We start from the raw sequence: 24,471 nt of genomic DNA on the forward strand, positions 1-24,471 counted from the left end.
CTTGAGATGCGCAAACCACGTGACTTCGACGCCGAACTGAAGAGCCTCGAAGACAGGGCCAAGACCCTGAAGGATCGTAAGGTTCGGCAGCTTGGCGAGCTGGTGATCGCCACCGGCGCCGACGCTCTCGACATCGACACTCTGGCCGGCGGGCTGTTGGATCTGGCCGACGCCGGAAACGCCGCGCGCAAGGAAGGCTGGAGGAAGCGCGGCGCCGGGTTCTTTCGCGGTGGGTCGAACGCCCCTGCGCCTGGCGCTGGTGGTGAGCAATGACGCAGAACGCCGGGCCAAGGCTGCGCGCCATCGCCTGGAAGCCCGCCGAGCCCGCATGGACACGCGGGTCTGGGTGGTGAAACGGCGCGAGCGCACCCGCCACCTGATCGAGCTAGGTGGCCTGGTGCAAAAGGCTGGCCTCGTCGAGCTGACCCACGATGATCGTGCCGCGCTCTACGGCGCCTTCACGTTCCTGGCGACCATGCTCAAAGCCGACGACGCTGAGCACACCCTGGCGCTCTGGCGACGCGGCGGAAAGCGGGCATTCGAGGCTGAATCCCGCTCGGCGTCGGAGATCCGCTAAGAGCTGTCAGGTCTTGTCCCGGCTTTCGTCGTCGGCCATGGCGCGCACGAGATCGAGAACCTGGCGACGGACGCGACCCCGGCCGATCTTCGGGAACATCTCAGCCAGTTCCAGGCCTTCGGGCGTGTTGAGGAACTCGGTGACGACACGCTCGGCAGCGGCGCCAACTTCGTCGACCTCGTTGGTCGTCGGGTCAGCGAGGCCTTCGAAGAAGAACGACACCGGGACCTGAAGCGTCTTTGCGATGTCGTAGAGCTTGCTGGCGCTGACGCGGTTGGCGCCGCGCTCATACTTCTGCACCTGCTGGAAGGTGAGCTTCAGCGCGTCAGCCAGCGCCTCCTGACTGACGCCCAACATCTTACGGCGCATGCGCACGCGGCCTCCGACGTGGATATCGACGACGTTGGGCGTGCGGGCTTCAGGCGTATCGGTCACGAAAATCTCCATGGTCGGTTCGCCGGCAACGCCACCGATCCGAGAAAGTGCTTGCGGCGCAAAAACGCCCCGAAGCGTGGCTTTTCAAGGTCGTTCTCCACTCGCGCTAGTCGCGTGTCGATTCGACGTGTCCGGACCAATCGGCGATGCTGGGGAATGTCCAAGTACGATCCCCTGTCGGGTCATCTGCGTCGCCAACGTCAAGACGAACTCGAACTGACCTTCGCCGAGATCGAACTCATCCTTGGCGCCATGCTGCCGAAGAGCGCGGCCCGTCAGCAATGGTGGGCCAACACCACCGATCCCTACACGAGCCAAGTGCAGCGGAAGGCCTGGCGCGACGCCGGCTATGACGCCTTTCTCATCGCGGGCAAGGACCGTGTCCGCTTCAAGCGCGTGCGCTGACTGGGCCGCTTGGCTGGGCCTGGCCGGCCGGCCATCGGACTTGCTGCCGTCGCCGACCTTCGCTCGGAGACAAGACGCCCTGGATCGCTTGGTGGAACAAGGGCCGGACGGGCTGGTGCGCGTCAAGGGGACGCCCTACGGGCGTCTCGCGGAGCGACGGCGAAGCCGCCCTTGACCCGCACCATCCCGCCCGGCAGAGGCTCTCCAAGCGCTCCAGGGCGAGCACCGACCGTTCCTGTCCTGGCTCCCGCAGGGTGGGGTGGGCAAGGCGGTTGCCGGAGGGGCGTGGCTAGCGCTTGCAAACGGGCGCCCCACAGTTCGGACAGCGGGCGGTGCGCAGCTCTTCCATCGTCGCCTTGAAGAGGTCGTAGCCGTCGCCCTGCTGGTGAACCATGACCCTCAGCGCCACTTCCAGCTTGGCGACGACGCCGTGGATGTCGGTGGCGCGCACAGTGGGAAGAACCTCCAGCCACGCCTCCCGCTGCTCGAACAGCGGTTCCATCTGTTTGTCGATGGCGTCCATCTCCTCGGAAGGCAGTAGCTCCCCGCGCTCTTCGGGCGTCATGCGCTCCCAGCGCTTCTGCCGCACCAAGATGTTCTCCAGCTCCGACCAGCGCAGACCCAGGCGGTCGATCTCCGCGTCGAGCGCCGTCCACTCGGCGCAGCGCGCCACGACGGGGTCGGCCGGTGCGACGCCGCCGGCGCTACTGACTACGGGCGCCGCGCTGGCGGCGCCGATCACGACACGCCGCGATACGGCGAATGGCCCCTTGTCGTCAGACATCGGGATGCTCCGCTTTGGACAGTTTGGATGCAGGACGGGCGCGCTCGATCAGATCGATCGTGCGCGAGATCTCATAGAGCGCGTCGGCTAAGTGCGCCTGGACGCCGGTAATGGAGAGATCGAGGTGACGGGCGATCAGCGCGTAGTCGAGCGCCTTGATGTGATTGAGCAGGAAAACGTCTCGCATCTCCTGGCGAAGCCGCAAGACCGCGTAGGACATGACCTGCTGAGTGTTGTCCGGATCGAAGGCCCGGCCTCGCCAGAGACTAGGATGTCGCCAGCGCCACCACTGGCTGACGACAAGCGGCCAAGGCAAGCGAAGGCGGGCCATCACGCTGCGCCTTCTCGACAACCATCCGCCCCGGCAGCCTCAACGACGGCGCCGATGAGCGCGCCGACAGTTTCGCAAGCCTCCACCCAGCAGACCGATCCGATGACTTGCGGCGACATCTCTGAGATGGCGTGGACGCTATAGTAAGGGCTGAGGAGCGCGGCGAGTTCGGGGAGCGTGGCGGGAGCGCCGGTGAAGCCCGCGCGCCTCGCGTACCGGAGCGCTTTGACGAGATCGTGCCGGATATAGACACGGTTCCAGTCGTCGCTGATCCCTCGGTCTAGCAGGTATGCCTTCAGCGCCAGTTCGATGGCGATGGCCAGGAAGTAGCGGGCGCCTTCGTGGTGTCGCATCAGCACCGCCTCGGCGCCTCGGTGGAAGCCAGCGGCGTTACGGCGAAACGTTACCGCCAGTGGGCGGTTGGCGCCGTCCCGTCGTCGCGGGACGCGGCGGGTCACTTTCCACCGGAGAAGGCGGTGAGATCGCGGACGGCGCGCGTGATCAGGCCGTGCGCCTCGGGGTGGTCCTCCACGAAGATCAGGTGCGCCGCCACCGACAGGTTGGCGATGACTGCCTCGATGCTTCTCGCTGGCTTCGGCCGCATGGCTTTGAGGAGGGCGTGTCCCTCTACCTCCAGCACATCAAGCCGCGCATCAATCTCGGCGAGCCTGGCACCCTCGGGGATTTCGGCCTGCTTGGCGGGGGTGAGTTTGTACCAACTGCGGTTGGTAATCAGCCAGCCTTCCAGCGTGCCCCATTCAAGTTGCAGGCGGCGCTGTTCAGCGTCGATAGCAAGCCAGCGAGCGCATCTCGCGACCGCCGGGTCGGTACTACCGGCGGCGGCACCTGTGACAAAGGGTGCTGCGGAGCCGCCAGCGAGCACGAAGCGCCGGGATGGTTGGCGCGCGCGCACGTCCGCACTCTCCGCCTTGGGGCGCGAGTCCATGACATCTAGTCCTGAATGTGCATTACTCCTTTAGTATCACCAACGACGCTATTCGACAAGCGAAAAATATCATGGGCTTTACTAATAATAAAACGGCATGCTGACGGCCGCTCAAATTCGGGCCGCGCGAGCCCTCGTGGACTGGAGTGGGCCAAAGCTTGCGGAGGCCGCAGGCCTATCGCTGCCGACAATCCGGCGAATGGAAAGTGCGGTCGGGCCTGGTCGCAGTTCTGTCGATAACGTCGAGGCTGTGCGTAGCGCACTTGAGGCGGCGGGCGTCATTTTCCAGATGGCTGATGAAACTGCAGGCCCTGGTGTTCGGCTTAAGAAATAGTACGGAAGCGCCGCAGCAAACCCCGCCCAGCCCCATTGAGTACCCGCCCGCCGTCATGAAGGTACGGTTTTACCTTCGCTAGAGGCGCCTAGGGCCTGTCTTTGTTTCCTGGAGTACGATCTGACCCCGCGAGGCCTTGCCGCCAGCGGCGAGCGATCCAATTCTGGCCCACCGATTGCCTTCAGATCCCAATCTGTGGAGCTTAAAACGATGGCCGACCTCGACCGCATCGTCCGCCTCAAGACCGTTCTGGCGCGCACGGGCCTCAGCCGATCGACCCTTTACCGGAAGATCGGGGAGGGCACCTTTCCCCGCCAGGTCCCGATCAGCGTCCACGGTGCGGGATGGCATGAGTCTGCGATCAATCGCTGGATCGCTGATCCTGCCGGATATCGGCCCGAGGCGGGCTGACGCCCTAACGGGTGATGAACCAGCATGGCGTCGCCAGCGAAGCTCTTCCTAGCAGGGGCCTTGCAGACCGGGCATTGTGATGACATGCGTTCGTTCTGATGAAGCAGGAAGGGTGACGATGGCCATACAGACCAGAGAGGAATTCATCCGCTTCATCGAAGATCGAGCGATCGAAAAATGGCCAGATGGCCCGTACATGCTGAGCGCGATCGGTACGGAGCTCGCCGTTTCGGGTGACGATTACCGCCCCCTAATCAAGCCGCTAAAGCTTCGCCAGTTCGTGCTCGCCACGGAATTCGAACGCATTAAAGCCGTTCCACACCCTCACCATCATGCTGCTGTGGCGCTTGTCCCGAAGGCCGAGGATTTCTCGTTTCAGGAAGCTGAGGTGGGGGCTTCAAGCGAAGCTGGTGGCAATGATGAGCGGCAGCCTACACCTAGTCGGGCCTCAGCCTTCTCACCTGCGGCACGGCTTCTTGGCATCCTCAGCCGGCTGCCGGAGGATGATCTAGCAAGGGTGGACATTCCTGTGGATCTCCTGGTGAAGCTCCACAATTTGAAATGAAGATTGCAGCGCTTTTCGTCTGCGCCAACGATCATCTGTATGACGCAGTAAATACAAATCGGGAGCGCCTAATCCCCGAAGCCCTACGCAAACGCTGGGAGGGATTCGCATACTCTGTAATCCCGCTAAAGCCGCAGTTAGGGGCGGACGAAACCGAGATTATAAATACGATAGAAAACATCGCGGACAATTTTGACGGCATTATACTACTTGTTCCGCCAAGTTTTGCGGATCTGCTTGCTCGATTTCGGCACGCGTTATTTGTTGTCGATTACAGTCCACCAAAACCGCTAACAAACTTGCAAAACCAAATGTCCGCGCTCCTGCAAAGAGCGTTCCGTGATTTTAGTATTTTGGTGAATAAAGTTTCCGATATGAAATACAAGCGGTCACTGTTATTGCCGCTCAATGATTTTAAAGCGCCGGTAATGGATTCTACGCGCGGTCTTTTCTCTGATATCGCGGGCGAGAATCAATTCTCGCGAGCGCTTGATGCGATTTTGAGGGATTTTCGGAAGCTCCAGGTGCCGACAAGAGTCTCAAAGGATGAGGTTCATCCTGTGTATGTCGATGAAGAGGGGAAGCGCTTTGATCGGGGGCGCGAGAAGCATGCCAGAGCCGGCACAGCTAGCCCGCCCCATGACGGGATGTGCGGATTGAGCAAGGCGTTTCGATTTGGGTTCGTCTATCCCGACGACCTGCATTTCAATGTCGAAACGGTAGGTGACATACGCAAGTACGCCTTCTATGGCTGCCACCCGCCCCATGGAAGCGTATATGTAAAGCGTGCTTCACATGCGAACGTCTTTCCCAATGGGGACGTGACCTAGCTGATGGAACGAGGGATCGCCCTGTTGGGCAATCCCTTCGTCTTGGCCTAGCGAGTCACTTGCGCAGGAAGCGGTTTGGTCGGATCGCAGAGTAATTCCAACTCTGGTTTTCGGACCAGCCGAGCAATCTCAAAGGCACCCCAACTCCAAAATCTGGTCTATCAGGATGCACGAAGGATCTACGTAGGCGGAGGCACAATCGCAAAATCCGCGATTTTGTCAAGTCGGGCTCGTTGACGGACGGACTGGGCGCTGCGCTGCGTTAGCCGCTAGGCCCAACGATCTCAAGGAAATGATCTGCCAAGCCGTCTTTGCCCGTCGGTCTCGTCAGTGTGGCGAATGGCTCAGTTCCAGCGCTAGCGGGGCCGGCTAGGCTCGGAGCAACGCGACAACCTTTTGTCTCGGACCGCCTGAACAAAAACCAGCCCAAGCCTCCATAAGCTTTCTGCGCTTGTCGAACAGGTCGCCACGCCTGTAGGCAGCCTCAGCCTTGTTGGCGATTGTATGAGCCAATGCCATTTCACAGACCTCATGTGAGAAGCCCGTCGTTTCCGATGCCCAATCGCGGAACGTGGACCGGAAGCCGTGCACGGTGATGTCGCTTTTCATTCTCCGCAGCAGCATCGCCATGGCCATTGAGGACAGTGCCGACGCCGCCGTCGCGCCTGGGAACACATGACCGACCGACCCAACCTCCAGCCGCTCGGCGATGATCTTCATCGCGCGCCCTGAGAGGGGAACGCGATGTTCGCGGCCGGCCTTCATGCGATCGGCTGGCACCGTCCAGATCTCCTTTTGGAGATCGATCTCATCCCAAGTCGCGCCCAGCACTTCACCCGATCTCGCGCCGGTTAGGATCAAGAACTCCAAGGCGCGGGCTGCAACCGCGCTGCGTGTGCGGAGATTGGCCATAAACTCGGGCATGAGGTCGTAAGGCAATGCCGCATGGTGCCCGCGCTTCAAGCGCTGCCGCTTGGGCAGGAGCTGGTTCAAATGGCCTCGCCACCGCGCCGGGTTCTCGCCAGTGCGTAACCCTTTGGCCTTCGCCGCGTCCAAGACGTTCTCGATCCGCCCCCGCAGGCGCTCGGCCGTCTCGGGCGTGCGTGTCCACAGCGGTTGAAGGACGTCCAGGACGTCCTGCGTGGTGATGTCGTTGACCGGGCGCTCGCGGATCGGCGCAGCGTACTTGGTGAGCGTCATCTTCCATTGCGCGGCGTGCTTAGCGTTGCGCCACGAAGGCTGCATGGCTTCCACATACGCGTCGGCACAGGCTCCAAAGGTCTGGACCTTGTCATCCCTGGCGCGTTCGACCTTGGGATCGGCGCCCGCCGCCAGCATTGCACGTAAAGTTGCCGCTTCAGCGCGCGCGTCTGCCAGGGACAGGTCGCGGCGGCCTCCAAGCCCGAGTTCAACGCGCTTACCGGTTCGTGTGTACATGAAGACCCACCGCCGACGACCGCTTTCATCGATCGACAAATAGAGGCCGCCGCCGTCGGAGTGGCGGCCTGGCTTGCTGAGCTTCGCGGCTTGAATCGCGGTCAGTTTGTGAAGTGAACGTCCCATGCCAAGCCTCCAGCTTAGTTCGGCCCCACTTTTCAGAGGCCACTCGGTCCCACTTCCGGCAGCCCCGGCCTGTCCTTCCGGCGAAATTCGCCGACTCTCATTTTCGGCCCCACTTCGGGTCCCACTTTCGGTCCTATTTTGTACTCAGGATCGGGTGGGTAGCTGACGGACAGAGTGACACAGGCGCTAAAATAAATCTATTAGAATCAATGCGATAGTGGGTCGTTATGGGATGCTCTGATGCGGTATGGGAATACTGATTTGGCGGACTCTCTCACCGCCACCGACTCCAACTACAATATTGAATTTATTTAGCTATTTTAGTGCTGGGAATCGCGCCGTTCAATCTGCCGCGAACGCAGGGTCGTAGCCAGCGTCGGCGTGTTGCGCCGGCGGCTCTGCACTCCTCATCCAATCGTGCCAAATCTTCGCGATTAAGATGAATCGCACAGGCCCAATTCATCCACACGCGCCAGACCGCGTGAAGCGGCGGGGGGCGTGGAGGATTCGATCGCCTGTTCGACAAAAGCTCTAAGCATAGCCGAGCGCCCGCACCGCTGGGCGCCGTTCTTGATCTTGGACTCGCCCAGGTCCAGAGGCGCCGCCCCGATCGCGCTGTGGCCTGCCCGAGCGGCAACGATGGATCGCGCCCCTCCTGCCGGTCTCGCCTTCGGCTGGCGAACATGCGAGCGGCTGGCTGGATCAGCCACTGGCGGACCCGATTTGAAAAAGTGTCACAGTCGCCGCCTAGTAAGGTTTCCAAGGCGCGGGCGGCAGTGTTCGCGGCGACATGGAAATCAAGGGGACTCCCGTGAAGCTGTACAAGAACCTCTTTATCGTGAGCTGCAGCGCGCTCGCGCTCGCCGGCTGCGGTTCGGATGATATCTCTTCGCCCGGCACTGGCGGCAACGTCACGATCAACAACCCGTCCACCCCGACGACGCCGACCACTCCGACCGATCCGAACGCCGGCAAGGTGACCGCCGCGTCGGGCTGCCCGACCATCAACGATCCGCAGGGCCTCAAGGACGACGGCACCATCACGGGCCCGACGGGCACCTGGCGCGTGTGCACGCTGCCGGCGCGCATCAACAAGTCGGTCACCCTGCCGAAGATCTCGGGTCTGCTCTACCAACTGGGCGGTCGCGTCAACGTCGGCACTGACGGTGGCTTCACCAAGACCTCGGCGGACACCAACGTCACCCTGACGATCGAGCCGGGCGTCATCCTGTTCGGCGGTACGGGCGTGTCCTGGCTGGCCGTCAACCGCGGCAACAAGATCAACGCCGTCGGCACCGCCAGCAAGCCGATCATCTTCACCAGCCGCGACAACGTGCTGGGCCTGAACACCGAGACCTCGCAAGGCCAGTGGGGCGGCGTCGTGCTGATGGGGCGCGCCAAGGTCACCGACTGCACCACCGGCTCGACCGCCGCCAACACCTGCGAACGCCAAACCGAAGGCGCGGCCGACCCGGCCCTGTACGGCGGCAACGACAACGCCGACAACAGCGGGCAGATGTCTTACGTGCAGATCCGCTACTCGGGCTATGTCCTGGGCTCGGACAAGGAACTGCAATCCCTGACCACCGAAGGCGTCGGCAGCGGCACCGTGCTCGACCACATCATGAGCTACAACAGCTCGGATGACGGCGCCGAATTCTTCGGCGGCAACGTCAACATGAAGTACTATGTCGCCGTCGGCGCCGACGACGACAGCCTGGACGCCGACACCGGCATCACGGGCAACTTCCAGTACGGCCTGCTGATCCAGCGCGACGGCGCCGGCGACGCCCTGATGGAAATCGACAGCAACGGCTTCGAGTCCGATCTGCCGCGCCAGACGCTGAAGATCTCGAACTTCACCATGATCCAGCGCCAGGTTAGCAGCAACAGCGAAGCCAACGATCTGGCCTCGATCCTGATCCGCGGCAACTCGGACGTGACCCTGGCCAACAGCGTCATCTACACGCCGAACAACGAGTGCATCCGCCTGAACGGTTCGGGCGCGACGCCGACCACGCTGACCGCTCGCTCGGTCGTCATGAGCTGTAACGCGGCCAAGTACCTCGGCTCGGGCAGCTACAACGCCGCGGCCACCTCGACCCAGTTCGGCTCGGGCGCCAACAACAACAACGACGCTTTCACCTCGACGCTGAGCGCCTTCATCAACGGCGCCAGCGAGCTGGCCGTGACCGCGTTCGACGCGACGGGCCTGGGCGCCTTCTTCGCCAAGCCGAGCAACATCGGCGCGGTGAAGGACAGCAACGACACCTGGTACACCGGGTGGACCTGCAACAGCGGTGCGGCGAGCCTCGGTTCGTCGAACACGAGCTGCACCTCGCTGCCGACGACCTGATCGCGGTCTGATCGTGACGGAGGGGGCGGCCGGAAAGCGGCTGCCCCCTCTTTTCATAAACGAATTTCCGAGGGGATCGGATAATGATGACGCGGCGGCTTACGTCTCTGTTGCTGCTTTCGACTGCGCTCTCGATACCGTCGATGGTTCTGGCCCAAGCCGCGCCTTCGACGACTCCAAGCGAGACCCAGCAAGAGCAGCCTGAAGTATCCATCCCGGGGATGGTCGACTCGGTGGTGATCACCGCCAGCCGCACGGGCAACGTCGTGCGAACCGGTTCGCAGGTCGTCTCGGTCCTGTCGGCGGCTGAAATCGCCCGCACGGGCGAAGGCAACATCGCCGGCGCCCTGAGCCGCGTGACCGGTCTCAGCCTGGTCGGCAACGGCTATGTCTATGTCCGCGGTCTGGGCGACCGCTATTCGCTGGCGCTGCTGAACGGTTCGCAACTGCCCAGCCCGGAGCCCCTGAAGCGGGTGATTCCGATGGACCTGTTCCCGAGCCGGATCATCGCCTCGTCGATGGTCCAGAAGAGCTATTCGGTCAATTTCCCCGGTGAGTTCGGCGGCGGCGTGATCAACCTCACGACTAAGTCGATCCCGACGGAAGGCTTCGTCAGCATCGGCGGTTCGGTTTCGGCCGATACCGAAACCACCAATCAGCTCGGCTATTCGTACTACGGCAGCAAGACCGACTGGACGGGCTACGACAACGGCAATCGCGACACTCCGTCGGCTCTGGCGGCGTTCTTCAAGAGCGGCGAGCGCATCAGCTCCGGCAAGGTCGACACCAAGCCGATCGCCGGCCAGCTGGTGAACGGCCGCAATGCGGTGCTCCAGACCTGGAACCACCTGCCGGCCAACTTCACGGCCGACATCACGGCGGCCAAGCCGTTCGACCTGAATTCAATGGACCTGGGGCTGATCGCCACCGTCGGCTACAGCAACAAGTGGTCGTCACGCGACGCCATCAACCAGAACTCGCTGCAAGCCAATCTGCAGGACAAGGAAAGCGATTTCCGCCGGGTCACGACGGACAACCGCATCGTCGTCAACGGCCTGGTTGGCGTGGCCGCCAGCTTCGGCGACAACAAGGTTCGCTGGACCAATCTCTACGTCCACGACACCATAAAGAACGCTAGCCTGGGCGTCGGCAATCGTCACGGCACGACCGCCGACTTCATGCAGCAGAGGACCGCGTGGTTCGAACGCGAGCTGTTCAACACGCAGTTCGTCGGCGAATTCAAGGTGACGCCGAAGCTCGATGTTGACACGCGCCTGAGCTATGCGAACACCAAGCGCAAGGCGCCGAGCGAGCTGACCTTCGAATACGTGCGGACCAACGCCGCGGCCGATCCCTTCGGCCAGTACTATATCAACCGCCTGAACAACGGTAACGGCGGCGACGCCACGGTCGCCTATTCCGACCTCAACGAAAACCTGTGGTCGGGCGGCGTCGACGCCTCCTACAAGTTCGCTCCGGGTTTCAGCGGCACCGTCGGCTACGCCTATCTGCACACCGACCGTGACAGCTCGCGACGCGACTTCCAGTTCCAGGCGCCGAACGACCTGCCACGCGGCGTGGACATGCTGCGTCCCGACCTGCTGCTGGCGCCGGGCGTGATCAACGCCTTCAACATCAACCTCATCGAAAGCAACGAAGGCAACCCCGCCTTCCGCGCCCTGCTGCAGAACCACGCATTCTACGGCAAGCTGAACGGCACGCTGTTCAACGACTGGGAATTCGACGCCGGCGTTCGCTACGAAAAGGCTCGCGAAAAGGTCGCGCCGAGCCAGGTGTTCAATACGCCGGGCGCCTCGCTGGCGGCGACGAGCCTCGACGAAAACTACTGGCTGCCGGCGGCGACGGTCACCTGGCACGTCAAGCCGGACACCCAGATCCGCGCCAGCGCGTCGAAGACGATCGCCCGCCCGCAGTTCCGCGAGCTGATCTACCAGTTCTATTTCGACCCCGAGAACAACCGCACCTATCGCGGCAATCCGCTGCTGGTCGACAGTGAACTGACCAACTTCGAAGGCCGCTACGAGTGGTACTTCGCGGCTGACCAGCGCATTTCGGCCGCGGGCTTCTACAAGAAGATCAAGAAGCCGATCGAGACCTACGTCTCGGGCGACGACTTCACGACCAGCTTCGCGAACGCTCCGGAAGCCAGCCTCTACGGCGCCGAATTCGAGGCTCAGAAGTACTTCGACCTTTCGGAGTGGAAGGGTGGCTTCTGGGCCAGCCGCCGCCTCGTGACGATCGCCAACTACACCTACACCAAGTCCGAACTGAAGGTGGGCGCCAACGACGCCGTCGCGGCCTTCGCCTCGAGCTCGACCAAGGCCACGGACTTCTTCCGTGACGGCGCGCCGCTCACCGGTCAGTCCGACCACGTCGCCAACCTCCAGTTCGGGCTCGAGGACACCGGTCGCCTGTCGCAGCAGACCCTGCTGATCAACTACGCCAGCAAGCGGGTTGTCAGCCGCGGTCTCGTCAACAGCGGTCAACCGGACATCATCGAGTATCCCGGCGTGCGCGTCGATTTCATCGCGCGCCAGGGGCTGGAGCTGTTGGGCCGCGAGGTCGAACTGAAGTTCGAAGCGCGCAACCTGACTGGCGAAAAGCATGAAGAGTCGCAGAAGGCCGGCGGCAATCGCCTGGACGTGAACACCTACGACCTGGGTCGCACGTTCACGATCAGCGCTTCGGCCAAGTTCTAGTACGCTTAGGGGGAGAGGCCAGCCTCTCCCCCGTTTGCGACAGGTCTTTCACCTCCTCGAATAGTCCGCACGAGGAGCGTTTGTCACGAGACTGTCATTCAACTGTCGCAGATCTGCGGCGCAGCAGCGTTACTCCGCCTTGCTATAGAAGACCAGTTGGCGGGCTCCATTGAATCTCACTGAACTTGTCCGTTCGTCGGGACCCAGGATCATCCTGGCGCTGGAGATCGCGATGGTTCTTGGGCTGGCGGTCCAGTCCGCGCGGCTGGTGTGGACCGTGGCTGTCCCCAGCGGCGCCTTGAAGGCTCGCCCCGTCGTGTCGCGTCCGCCCACCGACCTCGGCGTCCTGGCCAGCTTCGACGCGTTCGGCGCGCAAGGCGCGCCCGGCGCTTCGCCGGCCCAGGCGAGCTTCCGCCTGTTCGGCGTGCGCGCCGGCGGCGTCGGCGGCGGCTCCGCCATCATCGCCGGACCCGACGGCGTCCAGAAATCGTATGCCGTGGGCGACCCCGTGGCCGACGGACTGACCCTGGCCGCGGTCGCCGCCGACCATATCGAACTGTCCCGTGGCGGGGCGCGCATCACCCTTTCGTTCCCGGGAAACCCATGACCAAGGTCCATCGCCAGCGAACCTCGCTTCTGGCCATCGCCGCCGCCTTGGCCCTGGGCTGCGCCGTCGCGCCGGCGACGCCCGTCCGCGCCCAGACCCAGGTGCTGAATGTCCAGGACGCCGACATCCGGGTGTTCATCCAGGACATCGCCAAGTCGACGGGGACGACGCTGCTGATCGATCCGCGCGTCAAGGGCACGGTGTCGGTCTCCAGCAACGGCGCCCTGAGCCGCCGCGAACTGTTCGAGGTGTTCCTGGCGACCTTGCGCGCCAACGGTCTGGTGGCGACGCCGGCCGGCGCGGGGACCTATCGGGTCGAGCCCGCCGAGAACGCCGCGCGCCAGCCCGCCGCCGCCGGCGGCCAGTTCGCGACCGAAGTCTTTCGTCTACGGACGATAGACGCGGCCAGCGCGGTCGAGATGCTCAAGCCTCTGGTCGGTCCGCAGGGACAGGTGGTGGCCAATCCGCGCGGCCAGGCCGTCGTGGTCGCCGACTATGCCGACAACGTCCGCCGGATTCGCGGGCTGCTGGCCCAGGTCGACCAGGACCGCGCGGCGGTCCACACCGTCACCCTGACCAACAGCTCGGCGCGCGAGATCGCCCAGGTGATCAACGAGGTGCTGGCGACGCCCGGCGCGGACGGCAAGGGCGGTCGCGGCGCGGTATCCGTGGTCCCGGTCGAGAGCAGCAACTCGGTGCTGCTGCGCGGCGACGCCGACGCGGTCCAGCGCCTGCTGCCGATCATCGCCGATCTGGACCGACGCGCGGAGTCCAGCGACGATGTACGCGTCGTCTTCCTGCGCCACGCCAACGCCGAACAGATGCTACCAGTGCTGCAGCAGTTGGTGGGCCAGACCAGCGGTGTCTCCCCCGGCATTTCCTCGCGCACCCTGGGCGCGTCGCGCGCCTCCGGATCGACCGGCGCGACGGGGAGTTCCAGCGCCTCCGCGCCCATCGTCGGCGCCGTCCCGGCGGCCAGCAGCGCGACCGGCAAGCAGGTCAGCGTCGCGCGCTATCCGGGCGCCAACGCCCTGATCATCAACGCCCCGCCCGAGACCCAGCGCACCCTGGCCGAGGTCATCCGCCAGCTCGACATCCGTCGCGAGCAGGTCCTGGTCGAGGCCATCGTCGTCGAGGTGTCGGACAACACCGCCAAGCAGCTGGGCGTCCAGTTCCTGCTGGGCGGAGCCAACGGCACCGTGCCCTTCGTGGCCACCAACTACACCAACGCCTCGCCCAGCCTGCTGCCGCTCGTGGCCGCCGGGGCGGGGGCAGGTTCCAAGGAGGGCGACTCGCAAGGCCTGACCTCGCTGCGCGATGCGGCGGTCAGCTCGCTGCTGACGGCCTCGGGCGTCACCTCGGGGATCTATGGCCGCAGCGGCGACCTGCTGTTCGCGGGGATCATCAACGCCGTGAAGAAGGACTCCGGCTCCAACGTCCTGTCGACGCCGTCGATCATGACGCTGGACAATGAGGAGGCCCGGATCCTGGTGGGTCAGGAAGTGCCGATCACTACCGGCGAGGTGCTGGGCGCCAACAACTCCAATCCCTTCCGCACGATCCAGCGCCAGAACGTCGGCGTTCAGCTGGAGGTCAAGCCGCAGATCAACGCGGGCGGCGGCATCACCCTGTTCCTGCGCCAGGAGGTCTCCAGTGTCGCGGGTCCCGTGTCCGTCGGCTCGACCGAGCTGGTGATCAACAAGCGCGAGATCGAGACCACGGCCCTGGTCGATGACGGTGATATCGTCGTCCTGGGCGGCCTGCTGGACCAGAAGGACACCTCATCGGTCCAGCGCACGCCGATCCTGGGCGACATCCCGGGTGTCGGCGCGCTGTTCCGCAGCACCGCCCGCGAGCGGGGCAAGACCAACCTGATGGTCTTCATCCGGCCGCGCATCATCCGCACCATCGACGACGCTCGCAACGTCACCGCGCCGCGCTACGACTACATGCGTTCCCTGCCGCCGATGACCGCGCCGGATGGCGACAATTCGCTGGACGCGGTCATGCGCGACTACCTCAACGCCGCGCGTCCGGTCGCGACGCCGCCGGCCTCGCCCGCGACGCCGCCGCGATGACGCCGATGCTCGCCTACGGCTTCGCCAAGCGCAATGGCGTGGTCTTGCTGTCGCTGGGCGAGCGGGCGCTCGTCGGCGTTCGGGCGGGCTATGACCCGACGGCGCTGATCGAGGTGCGCCGGTCGGTCGGCGTGCCGCTGTCCGTCGAGGTGATGGCGCCGCCCGCTTTCGACCGGAAATTCTCGGAGGTCTATGCCGGCGCGGGTCTGGCCTCGGCGTCCAGCGCCGACAGCCTGAACCTCGAGGGCGGGCTGAACTCGCTGCTCGAGGATATCCCGGCGGCGGCGGACCTTCTGGATCCGCAGGACGACGCGCCGATCATTCGGCTGATCAACGGCTTGATCGCCGAGGCGGTCCGACTGGGGGCCTCGGACATCCACATCGAGCCCTTCGAGCACGCCCTGATCGTGCGGCTGCGCATCGACGGCGTGCTGCGCGAGGTGCTCAGCCTGTCGCCGCGGATCGCCGCCATGCTGGTGTCGCGGGTCAAGGTCATGGCCAAGCTGGACATCGCCGAGAAGCGCCTGCCGCAGGACGGGCGGATCTCGCTCGCCTTGGGCGGCAAGAGCCTGGACGTCCGCGTCTCGACCCTGCCGGCCCGCATGGGTGAGCGGGTGGTCATGCGGATCCTGGACAAGGATCAGGCCGGCCTGCGTCTGACGGACCTGGGCATGTCGCCGGGGGTGCTCAGTGCGCTGAACGGCGCCGTGCGCGAGCCTCATGGCATCATCCTGGTCACGGGCCCGACGGGCTCGGGCAAGACCACCACGCTATATGCGGCCCTGGCGGTGCTGAACGACAACAGCCGCAACATCCTGACCATCGAGGACCCGGTCGAATATGCCGTGCACGGCATTGGCCAGACCCAGGTCAACACCAAGGTCGGCATGACCTTCGCCGCCGGCCTGCGCGCTATTCTCCGCCAGGACCCTGACGTGATCATGGTCGGCGAAATCCGCGATTCCGAGACCGCCCAAATCGCGGTCCAGGCTAGCCTCACCGGCCACCTGGTGCTGTCGACGGTCCACACCAACGACGCCGCCGGCGCGGTCGTTCGCTTGCGGGACATGGGCGTCGAACCGTTCCTGCTGGCCTCGACCCTGCGCCTGATCATCGCCCAGCGCCTGGTGCGCCGCCTCTGCGAGCATTGCCGCGCGCCGGAGCCCGCCGACCCGTCCGCCGCCGCCCTGGCCGGGATCGCGCTGGGCCAGATTCACTATCGAGCGGTCGGCTGCGCCCATTGCGGCCACACCGGCTATCAGGGGCGGCTCGGCCTCTACGAGGCCATCCGCGTCGATGATCGATTGCGCCGGCTGATCGGCCAGAACGCCAGCGAGCAGGAGATCACCGCCGCCGGGCTGGGCGCGACCCTGGGCGAGGAAGCCCGCCGCTACATCCTGGACGGCCTGACCACCGTCGAGGAGGCCTTGCGGATCACAGGGGCGGGGGCGCGCGATGGCGACGTTTGACTATGTCGCGATGGACCTGGCCGGACGCACCCGCGAAGGGCGGGTTCGCGCCAGCGACGAGGCCGAGGCGGTCGTCCAGCTGGAGCGGCGCCGTCTGGCGCTGGTCCGGATCGCGCGCGTCACCGCCAAGCCCGCGGATCGCCTGGCCGTGGGGTTCGGCGCGGGCCTGAGCGCCAAGGACCGCTCGATGTTCACGCGCCAGCTGGCGACGCTGACCACGGTCTCGACCCTGGAAGAGGCGCTACGGACCCTGGCCGCCCAGGCCGACAAGCCGAAGCTGCGGCAGATCATCGGCCAGGTGCATGGCGGCGTCCTGGAGGGCCACCGCCTGTCCGACGCCCTGTCGCGTCCCCCCAAGGCGTTCCCGCCGCTCTATCGGGCCATGGTCGCGGCCGGCGAGACTTCCGGCTCCCTGCCGACGATCCTGGAGCGTCTGGCCGACCTGCTCGAACAGCAACAGAAAGTGCAGTCCAAGGTCACGACGGCCCTGGTCTATCCCATCGTCCTGGCCGTGGTGGCCTGTCTGGTGGTCGCCGCCTTGATGATCTTCGTGATCCCCAAGGTGGTCGAGCAGTTCGACTCCATGGGCCAGACCCTGCCGCTGCTGACCCGCATCGTCATCGCCGTGTCGAACGGACTAGCACATTTCGGCTGGCTGATCGCGTTGCTCGCGATCGCCGCCGTGGCGGCCTTCCTGCGCGGCCTGCGTCATCGCCCCTTCAAGCTGGCGGTGGACCGGACCCTTCTGGCGACGCCACTGCTGGGCAAGCTGATCCGCGACGTGCACGCCGCGCGCCTGGCCCGCACTCTGGCCACCATGATCGCCAGCGGTCTGCCGCTGTTGGAAGGGCTGATGCTCACGGCCGGCACGGTGCGCAACGCCGTCCTGCGGGAAGCCATGGACGGCATGGTCGCGGCGATCCGTGAGGGTGGGGCCCTGTCAACGTCCATGCGCCGCGCCGAGGTCTTTCCGCCGGTGCTCGTCTACATGACCGCCAGCGGCGAGGCCAGCGGACGGGTGGAGGCCATGCTGATGCGGGCCGCCGACTATCTGGAGCGGGAGTTTGACACCTTCACCTCCACGCTCCTGAGCTTGCTGGAGCCGGCGATCATCGTCGTCCTGGGGGGCGTGGTGGCCACGATCGTGCTGTCGATCTTGCTCCCCATCCTCCAGATCAACACCCTGGCCTTGAAGTAGGAGGCGCAGCCATGCCGAACACCGATCAACAGAAGAACCGTCGCCGGGCGCGACAAGCCGGCTTCACCCTGGTGGAGATGATGGTCGTCATCGTCATCCTGGGCATCCTCGCCACCGTGGTCGCGATCAATGTGCTGCCCAGCCAGGACAAGGCCATGAAGGGCAAGGCGCGCGCCGACGTGGCGGTGCTGGAACAGGCGATGGAGGCCTATCGCCTCGACAACTTCGCCTTCCCGACCAACGAGCAGGGTCTGGAGTCGCTGGTCACGCCGCCGCCCGGCCTGAACCAGGTCGACCGCTATCGCGAGGGCGGCTACATCCGCCGCCTGCCCAAGGACCCGTGGGGCAACCCCTACCAGTACCGCGCGCCGGGCGCGCACGGGGCGATCGATGTGTTCTCGTTCGGCGCGGACGGCCGCGAGGGCGGGGAAGGCAAGGACGCCGACATTGGCAATTGGAGCTAGCCCCGCGCGAGCCCTGACGCCGCGCGCCGCGCGGTCCGGCTTCACCCTGGTCGAGATGATGGTCGTCCTGGTCATCGTGGGGCTGCTGGCCACCGCGGTGATCCTGACCCTTCCGAACGGCCAGCTGTCGCTGGCGCGGGAGAGCGAACGCTTCGCCGCCCGTCTGCTGCGGGCGCGCGAGGAGTCGCTGCTGGTCAATCGTCAGGTCCGCGTGAGCGTATCCTCCACCGAGTACCGCTTCGACATCCGCGACGGGCGCGACTGGCGCGCGCTGGACAAGGCGCCGTTCTCGCCGATGGTCTGGGAGCCCGACACCCATGTGGCGGCAAGCGCTGGCGAACCCGTCGTGGTCTTCGAACCGACCGGCCAGGCCAGCGGCGCGGAATTCACCCTGGGGCGCGGCGGCGCGGACGACTATGTGGTCAGCGTCGACATCGCCGGAAATGTTGCCGTCAATGCCGCGCGCGCGCTCTGAGGCGGGGTTCACCCTGATCGAGCTGCTGGTCGCCCTGGCGATCTTCGGCATCGCCGTATTGGCCCTGCTGAACCTGGCGGGGGAGAACACCCGCGCCGGTCAGCAACTGGAGGACCGGATCGTGGCCGAGGTCGTGCTGGACAACCGGGCGATCGAGGCGGTGACCAGCGCCACGCCCCCGGCGTTGGGCCGCACGGCCGGGGCCGAGCAGACCGCCGGACGGACCTGGCTGTGGACGCGCGGCGTCAGCCGCACGGCCGATCCCAAGATCCTCAGGGTCGACATCCTGGTCACCACGCCGCGCTCGCGCCGGCCCGCGGCGGCCGCGACCGTGTTCAGGGCCCTGCCATGAAGGCCAATGGCTTCACCCTGATCGAGATGATGGTGGCGCTGTTCATCTTCGCGCTGATCACGGCCGCGGGCGTGGCCGTGATGAGTTCGACCCTGACGAACCAGACGCGGGTGCGAAACCACGTCGAACGCTACGCCGAACTGCAGCGGACACGGGCCATCCTCAAGGCCGATCTGTCCCAGGCCGCCACGCGCCGGACGCGCGGCGAGGACGGGCAGCCGGCCCTGACCGCCTTCGCCGGCGTCAACCCCTATGTCGTGGACGGGCCCCTGCTGGCGCTCACGCGCCGCGGCTACGAGAACCCCGATCTCGCGCCGCGCGCGTCGATGCAATATGTCGAATATCGGCTGGTCGAAGGGCGGCTGGAGCGCCGCGCGCGGCCGGCCCTGGACGGCGCCCGCCTGGGCCCGGCGCAGGTGATGCTGACGGGCGTCGAGAGCATCCGCTCGTCTTACCTCCTGGATGGCGTCTGGCGTGACGGCTGGCGCGGCGATCCCACCGGCGACATCCCGGTCGCCGTGCGTCTGGACATGAAGCTGGAGGACCTGGGCGAGATCGACCAGCTGTTCCTGACCTCGGGGGAAGGGCGATGAAGCGCGCGCACGAAGAGGGCGCGGCGCTCCTGACCGTGTTGCTGCTGGTGGCGGTCATCGCGGTCATCGCCGTCGGCGTGCTCGACGATATCCGGTTCGGGACGCGACGCGCCTTCAACGCCCGTATCTCCGACCAGGCCCACTGGTACGCCATCGGGTCCGAGCAACTGGCGCGCGCGCGTATTCGTCAACTGCTGGACCGCGACCAGAACAAGACCACGCTGGAAGGCGGCTGGAACGGGCGAGCGATCTCGTTCCCGATCGAGCAGGGCCAGATGCAGGCCCGGCTCACCGACGCCACGGGGTGCTTCAACCTCAACAGCGTGGTGGTGGCCAATCAGGGCGAGCCGTTCCGCCGCCGCGAGCTGGGCGTGCGACAATTCTCGACCCTGCTGACCCAGCTGGGGGTCGGCGGCGGTCAGCAACTGGCCGAGGGCCTGGCCGAGTGGATGGACAGCAACGACGTCGGCGACGCCGACGCCGAGGATCCCGGCTACGCCAGGCTGCCCCAGCCCTATCGAACCGCTGGCGGACCTCTGGCCGAGGTCAGCGAGCTGCGCGCCATCCGTGGCTTCACCCCGGCGGTCTACGCCGCCATCCGGCCCTATGTCTGCGCGCTGCCGACGACCGACCTTTCGCCGATCAACCTCAACACCCTGTCGCCCGAGCGCGCGGTGTTGCTGACGGCCCTCACCGAAGGGCGCATCGACCGTGGCGCGGCGCGTCAGGTGCTGGACGCGCGCCCCTCGAACGGCTGGGCCGACGCCCAGGCCTTCTGGGGGCAGCAGGCCCTGCTGGCCAATCCGCCCGGTGACGAGGTGCGCAACCAGGTGCGCTTCCGCACCCTCTTCTTCGCCTTGGACAGCCAGGTCGTCTTCGCGGACATGCCGGTGTTCATGACCTCCCTCTTCGAAGCCCGCGCCACCAAGGATGTCGTCCTGGTCGCGCGACGTTGGACCGCCGACGAATGACCTCAACGCGACTTCTGTTCATGCCGCCCGAGCCGGACGCGCCGCTCGAAGTGCTAGACGTCACCGGCGGCGGCGTCAGCCGGTGGACGCTGGCGCCCGACGAAGGCCTCGACGGGCCGGTCACGCTGGTCGTGCCCGGCGCGGAGACGACGGCGCGGTGGATGGACCTGCCGACCGGAAGCCCCGCGCAGGCGCGGTCCGCCGTCGCCTTCCGCATCGAGGACGAGGTGGCGCTGGGCGGCGGCGACCTGCACATCGCCGTCGGCGACGTCGATGCGGACGGCCGCACGCTAGTGGTTTGGACGGCGCGCGAGAAATTGCAGGCCTGGCTCGAGCTGGCGGCGGCGCGGGGCGCCACGGCGGTGGCGGCCCTCCCCGACTATCTGCTGCTGCCCGACGGTCAGGACGGCGAGCTGGTGGTGGCCGAGCTGGGCGAGCGAACGGCGCTTCGCGAGCCGGGCGGCGCCATGACTGTGGAGCCCGACCTCGCCGCGCTGTTGATCGAGAACCGACCGCACCGGCTGATCCCGGCCGCGGACCTGGACCGATGGCTGGCGGCCGGGGCCCGAGCGCCGCGGATCAACTTGTTGCAAGGCCGGTTCGGTCGCCGCGATCAGGCCACGGCGCCGGGGCCGCGTCGTCTGGCGATCCTGGCGGCGGCGCTTGTGATCTCGCCGCTGATCGTGCTGGCGACCCAGATCATCCATGACGTGCTGACCGCTCAGGCGATGGAAAAGCGGGCCACGGCCCTGGCGGTGTCGCTAGTCCCGCAGGCGGCGCGCTACGAGAACGCGGCGGGTTATGCGCTGTCGCGCCTGGCGGCGGCGCGGGGCGGCCGTGGGTTCAGCGATCTCGTCGCGGTCTACTTCACCATGATCCAGTCGACGCCGGGCGTGCGGTTGGACAGCCTGGTCTACGGTGAGGAGGGCGCGATCCGCTCGACGATCGGCTACGTCAACGCCTCGGACATGGACCAGCTGCGCACCGCGGCCAAGCGCCTGCGCTTGGAGTTGACCGAGCAGAGCACCGTCGCCGAGGGCGGGCGGATCACCAGCGATCTGGTCATCAGGAGACAGCCATGAACGATCGCATGGAGGCCGCTGGTCAGTGGTGGCTGTCGCGCTCGCCGCGCGAACGGGTGATGCTCGGCCTCATGAGCGTCGTGCTGCTGGCCGTGATCGGTTGGTACGGCGTGGCCATGCCTCTCAAGAGCTTGTCGAAGTCGTCGCGCGAGCGGGTCGAACTGGCCTCGACCCGGCTGGGGGAGCTTCGCTCCTGGGCGTCGGCGCGTCCCACCGCGGCGACGACGTCTCGCGAGGGCACGGCGCAGAGCCTGGTCGAGGCCGCCGCCGGCAAGGTTGGGGTGTCGATCGCCCGCCGACGTCAGGACGCCAATGGCCGCTTCACCATCTGGGTCTCCACGATCGACGCCCGGGCGCTGCTGCCGTGGTTGGCGTCGCTGGAGCGCGACGGCGGGGTGGCGGTGACCGACTTCACCGCGTCGCGCCTCGACAACGGCGCGGTGGAAGCTGAAATCACCTTCGCGAAGGCGTCCCGATGAGCAACCGCGCCCTGATCGCCCTTCTGGTCGTTCTCACCCTGGTGATGACGGCGGTGCTGACGCCGATGCGGCTGCTGGTCTCCGATCTGGTCGGTTCGAGCCTGGCTGGTGTCTCGGCGGTTAGCGGCACGGTCTGGAGCGGACGGCTCCGGGACCTGACCGTGGTCGGCGCGCCGCTGGGCAGCTGGCGCGCGGGGCTGGACCCGCTGGCGTTGCTGGGCGGCGGTGTCAAGCTGGGCCTAAGGCAGGACAAGGCCGGGTCGGACCAGAAGGCCAAGCTCTTGTTGGCCGGACGCGACAGGGGCGTCGACCACTTGACCCTGCTGACGCCGATCGACCTGACCGCGATCGGCTTGCCGGTCGCCGGCGACATCGCCTTCCAGGACGCCGCCGCCGTGTTCCGCGAGGGACGCTGCGCCAAGGCCGGCGGCGAGGTCCGCGTGAGGCTGACAAGCGAGGGGCCATTGCGGGGAAGCGCGCTCAAAGGAACGCCCGTATGCCGGGGAGAAGCGTGGACGGCGGCCCTCGTCGGCCAGGCGCCGGGCTCGACGCTGAATCTGACCTCGCGCGTCAACGGCGCGGGCGGGTTTCAGCTGGAACTGGCGGTCGCCACCACCGATCCCGACATTCTCCAGGGATTGATGGCCACCGGCTTCACCCGCGACGCCTCGGGTGTCCGGCGCACGATCGACGGGTGGCTGTTTGGACCGCCCAAGAGCTCAGCGAAGCAAGGTGTGAAGCGGGCCCCATAACCAGGTCAACCAGGCGCCGATCGCCAGGAAGGTCCCGAACGGCAGCTTCTTGTCCTCCGCCAGTCGGCGTCGGGTGATCAGCATCGCCGCCGCCACGCTCAGTCCCGCCAGACTGGCCCAGACGAGGACAGAAGCCAGGCCCTGCCAGCCGACCCAGGCGCCGATCGCGCCCAGCAGGCGCGGATCGCCGCCGCCCAGGCCTTCACGCCCGCGCGTCCGCTTGTAGAGCCAGGCGATCAGACCGAGCACGCCATAGCCGACCGCCGCGCCCGCCAGCGGCGCCCAGTAGGGGGCGTCGGTCAGCCCGATCGTCACCGCGGCGCCGACCAGACCAAGCGGCAGGGTCAGGAGGTCCGGCAGCCAGAGGTGTTCGGCGTCGATCACCGCGATCAGCAGCAGCTGCCAGCCCAGCAGGGCCGTGGCGGGAATGAGCCAGCCGGTCTGGGTCGCGAAGCTCCAGGCCGCGATCAGCAGGCAGCCGACCTCGAACAACGGATAACGCACCGGTATGGCGGCTCCGCAGGTTCGACAACGGCCCCGGAGAGCAAGGTAGCTGAAGAGCGGCGCGAGGTCGGTTATTCCCAGGGGCCGATGGCAAGCGGAGCAGGCGGACCGCGAGGCGACCCAGGCTCGCCCCGCCGGAAGACGAAGGCTCAGCAGGCCGATGAAGCTGCCGAAGAAGGGGCCAAGAACCAAGGTCGCAACGCCCGGAAAGTCTTTTATGGTCAAGAGGTAAAAACTCGCGTTGGCCGCTAGACGCAGAGCATGAACTCAATGATCTAGCTTGCCTTGTACCTCATTTCGAGGGAGCGCCCGCAGCATTGCAAAATCTAAGAATTTTCTGAAAGGGGGCGTCTACTCTCTACCGGTGGCGCCTGATCGGCTTCGCGACCCCCGGACAAGGTAGTGTTCCATATCACCTCCAGAGCGCGGAGGTGACAGTAATCGCTCCACCGAGCGCTCCACAAAACGCTCCACGGTGCTCCCCCCCGAAAGCCCGGAACCGTCAATAAAATCAAGCTCGGACGCCTTCTCGGAGGCCACGGGAACCCCGCGTCGGCCCTCGAGTCAAACATCCAGAGGACTCTAGGCCTTGACCTCGTGCTTCACGGCCCCGCCGAGGAACATGTAGGCGATGCCCGTACTGATGAAGTTGAAGCCGATGATCACGCCCAGCGAGATCAGCGAGGTTCCAGGCAGGCCCGAGACGATGGCGAGCGACAGAAGGATGCTCGTCAGGGCCGACACCAGCATCCAGACCCAGCCCTTCGCGGGGCGCAGCTGGACCGCCAGCATCATCTCGAACGCGCCCTGGACCATGAACAGCGCGCCAAGGCAGATGGTGAGGCCAAGCGCGCCGACATCCGGGCGCATCAGGATGAAGACGCCGCCCGCGATCGACAGGAGCGAACTCAGGAGCGCGCCGAAGAACGGGCCGGCCGCGCGGATCGAGAAGGACGCGAACAGCGTCGTCAGGCCGAAGATCATGACCAGCCAGCCCACGAAGACGGTGGCCACCAGGGTCGAAAGGACGGGGAACACCAGCGCCGCGACGCCGACCGCCAGCAGCGCGCCGCCGAGCCACATCAGGTGGTTGGCCCCTTTTCGGATTTGAACACCGAAGGGACTCTCGAAATGCGGGGTCGTCATGACTTTGCTCCTCTTGATCATCCACTGCGGCCGCGGCGCCTAAA

28 protein-coding genes are annotated in these 24,471 nt (G+C 65.9%); 20 read left to right on the forward strand and 8 right to left on the reverse strand.

The annotated features are described in order from the left end of the window. The first annotated feature begins 6 nt into the window (after nucleotides 1–6). Both AC1RJ9_RS01365 and AC1RJ9_RS01370 read left to right on the forward strand, forming a co-directional pair. Complete coding sequence (locus AC1RJ9_RS01365) at nucleotides 7–273, forward strand: conjugal transfer protein TraD (RefSeq protein ID WP_492835417.1); 267 nt, start codon at nucleotides 7–9, stop codon at nucleotides 271–273. A gap of 55 nt (nucleotides 274–328) precedes the next feature. After that, nucleotides 329–577 carry a conjugal transfer protein TraD gene (locus AC1RJ9_RS01370; RefSeq protein WP_492835416.1) on the forward strand — a complete coding sequence of 83 codons (249 nt, stop codon included), beginning with the start codon at nucleotides 329–331 and terminating at the stop codon, nucleotides 575–577. Nucleotides 578–583: 6 nt separating this feature from the next. Here the strand turns inward: AC1RJ9_RS01370 and AC1RJ9_RS01375 are convergent, their stop codons facing one another. Then, the gene (locus AC1RJ9_RS01375; protein ID WP_492835414.1) at nucleotides 584–1,012 is read right to left on the reverse strand and encodes a helix-turn-helix domain-containing protein; all 429 of its coding nucleotides are present in this window, start codon (nucleotides 1,010–1,012) and stop codon (nucleotides 584–586) included. Nucleotides 1,013–1,168: 156 nt separating this feature from the next. On the opposite strand from AC1RJ9_RS01375, the gene AC1RJ9_RS01380 reads away from it, so the two are divergent. Further along, a complete protein-coding gene (locus tag AC1RJ9_RS01380) occupies nucleotides 1,169–1,417 on the forward strand; it encodes a DUF7662 domain-containing protein (protein ID WP_492835412.1) in 249 nt (82 codons plus the stop codon). A gap of 289 nt (nucleotides 1,418–1,706) precedes the next feature. On the opposite strand, the gene AC1RJ9_RS01385 is transcribed toward AC1RJ9_RS01380, so the two are convergent. The 4 genes from AC1RJ9_RS01385 to AC1RJ9_RS01400 all read right to left on the reverse strand — a co-directional run bounded on the left by AC1RJ9_RS01385 (nucleotide 1,707) and on the right by AC1RJ9_RS01400 (nucleotide 3,478). After that, nucleotides 1,707–2,201, reverse strand: coding sequence for a hypothetical protein (locus AC1RJ9_RS01385; RefSeq protein WP_492835410.1), 495 nt, complete (start codon nucleotides 2,199–2,201; stop codon nucleotides 1,707–1,709). Next, nucleotides 2,194–2,532 carry a sigma factor-like helix-turn-helix DNA-binding protein gene (locus tag AC1RJ9_RS01390; protein ID WP_492835408.1) on the reverse strand — a complete coding sequence of 113 codons (339 nt, stop codon included), beginning with the start codon at nucleotides 2,530–2,532 and terminating at the stop codon, nucleotides 2,194–2,196. Before AC1RJ9_RS01390 ends, AC1RJ9_RS01385 begins: the two co-directional genes overlap by 8 nt. Continuing rightward, nucleotides 2,532–2,885 (reverse strand): HEPN domain-containing protein, encoded by a 354-nt coding sequence (locus tag AC1RJ9_RS01395; protein ID WP_492835406.1) that lies wholly within the window; start codon nucleotides 2,883–2,885, stop codon nucleotides 2,532–2,534. The genes AC1RJ9_RS01390 and AC1RJ9_RS01395 overlap by 1 nt, the downstream gene beginning before the upstream one ends. Nucleotides 2,886–2,986: 101 nt before the next feature. Next, nucleotides 2,987–3,478: a hypothetical protein gene (locus AC1RJ9_RS01400; protein WP_492835404.1), complete on the reverse strand. Its 492-nt coding sequence runs from the start codon at nucleotides 3,476–3,478 to the stop codon at nucleotides 2,987–2,989. Nucleotides 3,479–4,022: 544 nt separating this feature from the next. Between AC1RJ9_RS01400 and AC1RJ9_RS01405 the strand changes: the two genes are divergently transcribed. From AC1RJ9_RS01405 to AC1RJ9_RS01415, 3 genes are all read left to right on the forward strand, one after another. Further along, nucleotides 4,023–4,223, forward strand: a complete 201-nt coding sequence (locus tag AC1RJ9_RS01405; RefSeq protein ID WP_492835402.1) for a helix-turn-helix transcriptional regulator — start codon at nucleotides 4,023–4,025, stop codon at nucleotides 4,221–4,223. A gap of 118 nt (nucleotides 4,224–4,341) precedes the next feature. Beyond that, nucleotides 4,342–4,788 carry a hypothetical protein gene (locus AC1RJ9_RS01410; RefSeq protein ID WP_492835400.1) on the forward strand — a complete coding sequence of 149 codons (447 nt, stop codon included), beginning with the start codon at nucleotides 4,342–4,344 and terminating at the stop codon, nucleotides 4,786–4,788. After that, the gene (locus tag AC1RJ9_RS01415; RefSeq protein WP_492835398.1) at nucleotides 4,785–5,618 is read left to right on the forward strand and encodes a hypothetical protein; all 834 of its coding nucleotides are present in this window, start codon (nucleotides 4,785–4,787) and stop codon (nucleotides 5,616–5,618) included. The genes AC1RJ9_RS01410 and AC1RJ9_RS01415 overlap by 4 nt, the downstream gene beginning before the upstream one ends. A gap of 369 nt (nucleotides 5,619–5,987) precedes the next feature. On the opposite strand, the gene AC1RJ9_RS01420 is transcribed toward AC1RJ9_RS01415, so the two are convergent. After that, complete coding sequence (locus tag AC1RJ9_RS01420; RefSeq protein ID WP_492835396.1) at nucleotides 5,988–7,181, reverse strand: tyrosine-type recombinase/integrase; 1,194 nt, start codon at nucleotides 7,179–7,181, stop codon at nucleotides 5,988–5,990. Between the two features lie 811 nt (nucleotides 7,182–7,992). On the opposite strand from AC1RJ9_RS01420, the gene AC1RJ9_RS01425 reads away from it, so the two are divergent. The 14 genes from AC1RJ9_RS01425 to gspN all read left to right on the forward strand — a co-directional run bounded on the left by AC1RJ9_RS01425 (nucleotide 7,993) and on the right by gspN (nucleotide 22,777). After that, nucleotides 7,993–9,537 (forward strand): beta-helix domain-containing protein, encoded by a 1,545-nt coding sequence (locus AC1RJ9_RS01425; protein WP_492835394.1) that lies wholly within the window; start codon nucleotides 7,993–7,995, stop codon nucleotides 9,535–9,537. 83 nt (nucleotides 9,538–9,620) lie between these two features. Next, nucleotides 9,621–12,257, forward strand: a complete 2,637-nt coding sequence (locus tag AC1RJ9_RS01430) for a TonB-dependent receptor domain-containing protein (protein ID WP_492835392.1) — start codon at nucleotides 9,621–9,623, stop codon at nucleotides 12,255–12,257. Between the two features lie 232 nt (nucleotides 12,258–12,489). Then, on the forward strand, nucleotides 12,490–12,864 hold the full coding sequence (locus AC1RJ9_RS01435; RefSeq protein WP_492835390.1) for a type II secretion system protein N: 375 nt from the start codon (nucleotides 12,490–12,492) through the stop codon (nucleotides 12,862–12,864). Continuing rightward, entirely contained in the window at nucleotides 12,861–14,942 is a 2,082-nt protein-coding gene (gene gspD / locus AC1RJ9_RS01440; protein WP_492835388.1) for a type II secretion system secretin GspD, read from the forward strand. Before AC1RJ9_RS01435 ends, gspD begins: the two co-directional genes overlap by 4 nt. Then, nucleotides 14,939–16,411 carry a type II secretion system ATPase GspE gene (gene gspE, locus AC1RJ9_RS01445; protein WP_492835386.1) on the forward strand — a complete coding sequence of 491 codons (1,473 nt, stop codon included), beginning with the start codon at nucleotides 14,939–14,941 and terminating at the stop codon, nucleotides 16,409–16,411. Before gspD ends, gspE begins: the two co-directional genes overlap by 4 nt. Next, nucleotides 16,398–17,609 carry a type II secretion system inner membrane protein GspF gene (gene gspF / locus AC1RJ9_RS01450; RefSeq protein WP_492835384.1) on the forward strand — a complete coding sequence of 404 codons (1,212 nt, stop codon included), beginning with the start codon at nucleotides 16,398–16,400 and terminating at the stop codon, nucleotides 17,607–17,609. Before gspE ends, gspF begins: the two co-directional genes overlap by 14 nt. A gap of 11 nt (nucleotides 17,610–17,620) precedes the next feature. Beyond that, a complete protein-coding gene (gene gspG, locus AC1RJ9_RS01455) occupies nucleotides 17,621–18,073 on the forward strand; it encodes a type II secretion system major pseudopilin GspG (protein ID WP_492835382.1) in 453 nt (150 codons plus the stop codon). Then, nucleotides 18,057–18,548 (forward strand): GspH/FimT family pseudopilin, encoded by a 492-nt coding sequence (locus tag AC1RJ9_RS01460; RefSeq protein ID WP_492835380.1) that lies wholly within the window; start codon nucleotides 18,057–18,059, stop codon nucleotides 18,546–18,548. The genes gspG and AC1RJ9_RS01460 overlap by 17 nt, the downstream gene beginning before the upstream one ends. Then, nucleotides 18,517–18,900 carry a type II secretion system minor pseudopilin GspI gene (gspI, locus tag AC1RJ9_RS01465; protein ID WP_492835378.1) on the forward strand — a complete coding sequence of 128 codons (384 nt, stop codon included), beginning with the start codon at nucleotides 18,517–18,519 and terminating at the stop codon, nucleotides 18,898–18,900. The genes AC1RJ9_RS01460 and gspI overlap by 32 nt, the downstream gene beginning before the upstream one ends. Beyond that, nucleotides 18,897–19,493 (forward strand): type II secretion system minor pseudopilin GspJ, encoded by a 597-nt coding sequence (gene gspJ, locus AC1RJ9_RS01470; RefSeq protein ID WP_492835376.1) that lies wholly within the window; start codon nucleotides 18,897–18,899, stop codon nucleotides 19,491–19,493. Before gspI ends, gspJ begins: the two co-directional genes overlap by 4 nt. Beyond that, nucleotides 19,490–20,464, forward strand: coding sequence for a type II secretion system minor pseudopilin GspK (gspK, locus tag AC1RJ9_RS01475; protein WP_492835374.1), 975 nt, complete (start codon nucleotides 19,490–19,492; stop codon nucleotides 20,462–20,464). The genes gspJ and gspK overlap by 4 nt, the downstream gene beginning before the upstream one ends. Continuing rightward, complete coding sequence (gspL, locus tag AC1RJ9_RS01480) at nucleotides 20,461–21,546, forward strand: type II secretion system protein GspL (RefSeq protein ID WP_492835372.1); 1,086 nt, start codon at nucleotides 20,461–20,463, stop codon at nucleotides 21,544–21,546. Before gspK ends, gspL begins: the two co-directional genes overlap by 4 nt. Beyond that, nucleotides 21,543–22,025 (forward strand): type II secretion system protein M, encoded by a 483-nt coding sequence (locus AC1RJ9_RS01485; RefSeq protein WP_492835370.1) that lies wholly within the window; start codon nucleotides 21,543–21,545, stop codon nucleotides 22,023–22,025. Before gspL ends, AC1RJ9_RS01485 begins: the two co-directional genes overlap by 4 nt. Next, nucleotides 22,022–22,777, forward strand: coding sequence for a type II secretion system protein N (gene gspN, locus AC1RJ9_RS01490; protein ID WP_492835368.1), 756 nt, complete (start codon nucleotides 22,022–22,024; stop codon nucleotides 22,775–22,777). The genes AC1RJ9_RS01485 and gspN overlap by 4 nt, the downstream gene beginning before the upstream one ends. Here the strand turns inward: gspN and AC1RJ9_RS01495 are convergent. Next, nucleotides 22,745–23,506 carry a prepilin peptidase gene (locus AC1RJ9_RS01495; RefSeq protein ID WP_492881536.1) on the reverse strand — a complete coding sequence of 254 codons (762 nt, stop codon included), beginning with the start codon at nucleotides 23,504–23,506 and terminating at the stop codon, nucleotides 22,745–22,747. The two genes, gspN and AC1RJ9_RS01495, sit on opposite strands and share 33 nt — an antisense overlap. A gap of 357 nt (nucleotides 23,507–23,863) precedes the next feature. Further along, on the reverse strand, nucleotides 23,864–24,427 hold the full coding sequence (locus AC1RJ9_RS01500; RefSeq protein WP_492835364.1) for an HdeD family acid-resistance protein: 564 nt from the start codon (nucleotides 24,425–24,427) through the stop codon (nucleotides 23,864–23,866). Between the last annotated feature and the right edge of the window lie 44 nt (nucleotides 24,428–24,471).

The sequence above is a fragment of the Caulobacter sp. GW822-FHT07D08 genome (assembly GCF_058798735.1).